General features: G+C 63.6%; 4 protein-coding genes. 3 read left to right on the top strand and 1 reads right to left on the bottom strand.

Annotation, left to right across the window (positions count from 1 at the left end):
* Window positions 1–171 precede the first annotated feature (171 nt).
* Window positions 172–1146, bottom strand: a complete 975-nt coding sequence (locus EOA33_RS24355) for an adenosine deaminase (RefSeq protein ID WP_126058359.1) — start codon at window positions 1144–1146, stop codon at window positions 172–174.
* 134 nt (window positions 1147–1280) lie between these two features.
* Between EOA33_RS24355 and ubiE the strand changes: the two genes are divergently transcribed.
* The 3 genes from ubiE to EOA33_RS24340 form a co-directional block, all read left to right on the top strand.
* Window positions 1281–2057: a bifunctional demethylmenaquinone methyltransferase/2-methoxy-6-polyprenyl-1,4-benzoquinol methylase UbiE gene (ubiE, locus tag EOA33_RS24350; RefSeq protein ID WP_126058360.1), complete on the top strand. Its 777-nt coding sequence runs from the start codon at window positions 1281–1283 to the stop codon at window positions 2055–2057.
* 28 nt (window positions 2058–2085) lie between these two features.
* Window positions 2086–3660 carry a 2-polyprenylphenol 6-hydroxylase gene (gene ubiB / locus EOA33_RS24345; RefSeq protein WP_127406789.1) on the top strand — a complete coding sequence of 525 codons (1575 nt, stop codon included), beginning with the start codon at window positions 2086–2088 and terminating at the stop codon, window positions 3658–3660.
* Between the two features lie 427 nt (window positions 3661–4087).
* Window positions 4088–4845, top strand: a 758-nt coding sequence (locus EOA33_RS24340) for a flavoprotein (protein WP_281033550.1), incomplete at its 3' end; no start/stop codon positions are given.

The following is a 4845-nucleotide window of genomic DNA, read 5'->3' as shown; positions in this document are numbered from 1 at the left end:
GTGCTGCTCCGGTGAGTGGTGAGTGGCGAATAGTGAATAGTGAATAGTGAGTGGGTTTGCGAGTCCTGATGGTTCGATGATTGCCTTGACGCGCCGAAGCGCGCGGGCAAACCATTCACCATTCACCATTCACCATTCACCATTCACCATTCACCATTCACCATTCACCATTCACCGGCCTTTGGCGTCCAGCCGGCCCAGCAATATTGCCTTGGTCTTCCTGTCGACGAAGGCCGCCTCGATCGCCGTCCTGGTAATGGCGGTAAGCGCCTTGTCTTTTATCCCGAAATGCTCGGTGGCGATGTCGTATTCGCGCTTCAGCGAAGTCCAGAAATAGGGCGGATCGTCGGAGTTGAGTGTCACCCTGCAGCCCGCCGCCAATAGTTCCGGAAACGGATGGTCGGCGAAGCTGTCGAACACCTTGAGCGCGATGTTGGAACCCGGGCAGCATTCTAGCACCACGCCTTCGTCGGCGATGCGCCGGACAAGGTCGGGGTTCTCGATGGCGCGCACGCCATGGCCGATGCGGGAGGGCCGGATGTGGTCGAGCGCCGCCTGGACGCTCTCCCAGCCCATCAGCTCGCCGGCGTGGATGGTGATGCCGAGTCCGGCCTCGCGCGCGATCTCGAAAGCGCGGACATAGTCCTCGAACTCGCCGATGCGCTCGTCGCCGGCGACGCCGAAGCCCGTCACCAGCGGGTGGTCGCAGCGCGCGGCGAAGCGTGCCGCCTGCTCGATCGATTCGACGCCGACATGGCGCACGCCGGTGACGATCATGCGGGCCTCGATGCCGGTCTTGGCCTTGGCGCGCGCCATGCCCTCGCCAAGCGCGTCGGTATAGGCCTTGGGCGACAGGCCGGCCTTCTTCGCATGGTCCGGTGAGGTGAAGACTTCGGAATAGATGGCGCCGTCGCGGGCGAGGCTGGTCAGGTAATGGTCGGCCAGCCGCGCATAATCCTCCTCGGTGCGGAACAGGTCGGACGAGAAATCGTAGGCTGCCAGGAAAGAGGTGAAGTCATGCCAGACGAAGGAGCCGTCCTTGATATAGGGCGCGGTGTCCTTGCCGTATTTGCGGGCCTGGCTGATGACGAGCTCGGGCGCCGCTGCCCCTTCGATGTGGCAGTGCAGTTCCGCTTTCAAAGGCATTCAATCATCCCGTCGATTCGGTCCAGGTCGATAAGCCCGCCACCTGGAAGCGCGGCCGAACACCGCGCCTTAAACAATAGCGCCCGCACCATCGATCGGCTATGGTCCCGCCGGTTTTATGACGGATCAAAATAATGTCAGTTGAGAGAACGACGGCCGCGGGCGGTATGGAAACCTCCTATGGTTTCAAGCGGGTAGGGGCAGGCGATAAGCAGTCCCTGGTCAACGACGTTTTCCATAAGGTCGCCAATCGCTATGACCTGATGAACGATCTGATGTCGGGCGGACTGCACCGGCTGTGGAAGGACGCCATGGTGACGTGGCTCAATCCGCCGAAACGACCGGGCTGGAAGGTGCTCGACGTTGCCGGCGGCACCGGCGACATAGCTTTCCGCATCGTCGAGGCCAGCGATCGCCACGCGCATGCCACCGTGCTCGACATCAACGGATCGATGCTCGACGTCGGCCGCGAGCGCGCCGAGAAGAAAGGCCTGAGCGAAAGCACCGATTTCGTCGAGGCCAATGCCGAGGAACTGCCATTCGCCGACAACACGTTCGACGCCTATACGATCGCCTTCGGCATCCGCAACGTGCCGCGCATCGAGGTGGCGCTCGGCGAAGCCTATCGGGTGCTGAAGCGCGGCGGACGCTTGCTGTGCCTCGAATTCTCCGAAGTCGAGATGCCGCTGCTCGACAAGGTCTACGAGGCCTGGTCGTTCAACGCCATACCCCGGATCGGCAAGGCGGTCACTGGCGAAGGCGAACCCTACTCCTATCTCGTCGAATCGATCCGCAAATTCCCCAACCAGCAGAATTTCGCGGCGATGATTTCGCGCGCGGGCTTCGATCGCGTCTCCTTCCGCAACTATTCGGGCGGCATCGCCGCGCTTCATTCGGGCTGGAAGCTTTGAGGCGGGAGACTTTGAAGCAGGCTGGGCGATGAGCAGCGTCGGCGCCGCCTTTCGGCTCGCACGGGCCGGCTGGGTGCTGGTCCGCGAGGGCGTCGTCTCGGCGTTGCCGGGCGAGGAGCTCGACGGCCTGCCGAAGTTCGGCTGGCGGCTGGCCCGCCTGTTCACTCGCCGCCGCGCGCTGGCCTACAAGCGTGGCGACCGGCTGGCCAAGGCAGTGGTGCGGCTCGGACCCTCCTACGTCAAGCTCGGCCAGTTCCTGGCGACACGGCCCGATGTCGTCGGCAATGACATGGCGCTCGACCTCGCTTTGCTGCAGGACAAGATGCATACGTTCCCGCAGGCCGAGGCGATCGCCGCCATCGAGGCCTCGCTCGGGCGCAAGGTCGGCGATCTCTACGCCAGCTTCGACGGCGCCGTCGCGGCCGCCTCGATCGCCCAGGTGCACAGTGCCGAGACCGTGAACGATGGGGTTGCCTCCCGGGTGGCGGTGAAGGTAATCCGGCCGGGCGTGCGCCGCCGCTTCTTCCACGACCTCGAAAGCTATTTCCTGGCCGCCCGTTTGCAGGAAAAATACATCCCCTCGTCGCGCCGGTTGCGGCCGGTCCAAGTGACCGAGACGCTGGCGCAGACAACCAAGATCGAGATGGATCTGAGGCTCGAGGCAGCGGCGCTCTCCGAGCTCGGCGAGAATACCAAGGACGATCCGGGCTTCCGCGTGCCCTCGGTCGACTGGGAGCGGACGGGGCGCGACGTGCTGACCATGGAATGGGTCGACGGCGTCAAGATGAACGACATTGCCGGTCTTGTGGAGGCAGGCCACGACCTCAGGGCGATCGCCGCCAACCTCATCCAGTCGTTCCTGCGCCATACGCTGCGCGATGGCTTCTTCCATGCCGACATGCATCCGGGCAATCTGTTCGTCGAGGCCAACGGCACCATCGTCGCCGTCGATCTCGGCATTGCCGGCCGGCTCGGCAAAAAGGAGCGCCGGTTCCTGGCCGAAATCCTCTACGGCTTCATCGTGCGCGATTACCAGCGCGTCGCCGAGGTGCATTTCGAGGCCGGCTATGTGCCGCGCCAGCACAATGTCTCGGCCTTCGCGCAGGCGATCCGCGCCATCGGCGAGCCGATCCACGGCCAGCCGGCGGAAACCATCTCGATGGCCAAGCTTTTGACGCTGCTGTTCGAGGTCACCGAATTGTTCGACATGGCGACCCGTCCCGAACTGATCCTGCTGCAGAAGACCATGGTGGTGGTCGAAGGCGTTGCCCGCACGCTCGATCCGGCCTTCAACATGTGGAAGACGTCCGAGCCGGTGGTCGGCGACTGGATCGCCGGCAATCTCGGCCCACGCGGTCTTCTGGTCGATGCGCGCGACGGCACCAGGGCCTTGCTGGCGTTGGCCCGCCAGGCGCCGGACATCGCCGCCCGCACCGAGCGGCTGTCGCGCGAGATCGACCTGATGGCCGAGCACGGCCTGCGCTTCGACGAGGCGACGGCACGCGCCATCGGCAAGGCCGAGGCGCGCCATACCCGCTCCGGTCGCGTGGCACTGTGGGTGATCGCACTGACGCTGCTCTATATCGTGTGGAAAATCTTGTGATTGCCGAGTGGTCGGTCAAACAGGAACGGACTACGTTGGCGGCATGGACACTTTGCCGATCGTAGAGGTGAGGCCAAACTATGGCTATGGGTGGCTCATTGAAGGCGAGGCTCGCCGCGAGGTGCCTGCCGCTTTCAAGATGAAGCTTGAGCACTCACAGCCAAAGCTTTGGAAAGGGATCGTGATCACCGAGGGTCACGAATTTGAGGGTCGCCGCGTTACCCTAACCCAACGACATCTCGAGTGGTCAGGTTTCGTCAACATTGTAGTTGAGGCGAGTCGACCGACGAGCGGCTCTGGGCAGTTAGCAGGCCTTCCTCCGGCTCAAGAAACCTGAACCGACTCGCCATCGTTTTGCGGTCACGTTTGCTCACAATTGATTGCATTGCTATCATTGCACTCGTGACGACGTGACGAGTGCAATCACATGGCCAGCATCACCATCCGCAACCTCGACGATGATGTGAAGGACCTGCTGCGGCAGCTCGCGGCGGAGAATGGCTGCTCGATGGAAGAACAGGCGCGGCTGATGATCCGGGCGGCGGTCGAGGGTCGGGCAGGGCAGGCCGACCGCATCGAGCAGATCGAGAACACGCTGCGCACCCTGGCTGGTTCAAACCAGCAGGTGACTTCGGCTGTCGCTGTTTCCAGCAAGCCATCGCCGCGTGGCTCGTTGTCGGGCAAACGCATCCTGCTCATCATCGGCGGCGGCATCGCCGCCTACAAGGCGCTCGACCTGATCCGTCGGTTGCGCGAGCGCGGTGCGGCGGTGCGCGTAGTGATGACATCGGCCGCGCAGGAATTCGTCACCACGCTGTCGGTCGGGGCGCTTTCGGCTGACCATGTCTTTACCGAATTGTTCGACCGCAATGACGAGCACGATGTCGGCCATATCAGGCTGTCGCGCGAGGCCGACCTGCTGGTGGTGGCGCCGGCGACCGCCGATCTGATGGCGAAGCTTGCCAACGGCCATGCCAATGATCTCGCCTCGACCGTGCTTCTCGCCACCGACAAGAAGGTGCTGCTGGCGCCGGCGATGAACCCGAAAATGTGGTCGCACACTGCCACGCGCCGCAACCGGGCGACGCTCGCCAAGGACGGCATTGCCTTTGTCGGGCCGGCCAAGGGCGAGATGGCTGAAAGCAACGAGGCGGGCGAGGGCCGCATGGCCGAACCGCTGGAGAT

The sequence above is a fragment of the Mesorhizobium sp. M4A.F.Ca.ET.050.02.1.1 genome (assembly GCF_003997725.1).
Lineage (GTDB): Bacteria > Pseudomonadota > Alphaproteobacteria > Rhizobiales > Rhizobiaceae > Mesorhizobium.
This window is presented reverse-complemented; position numbering and strand designations above follow the sequence as displayed.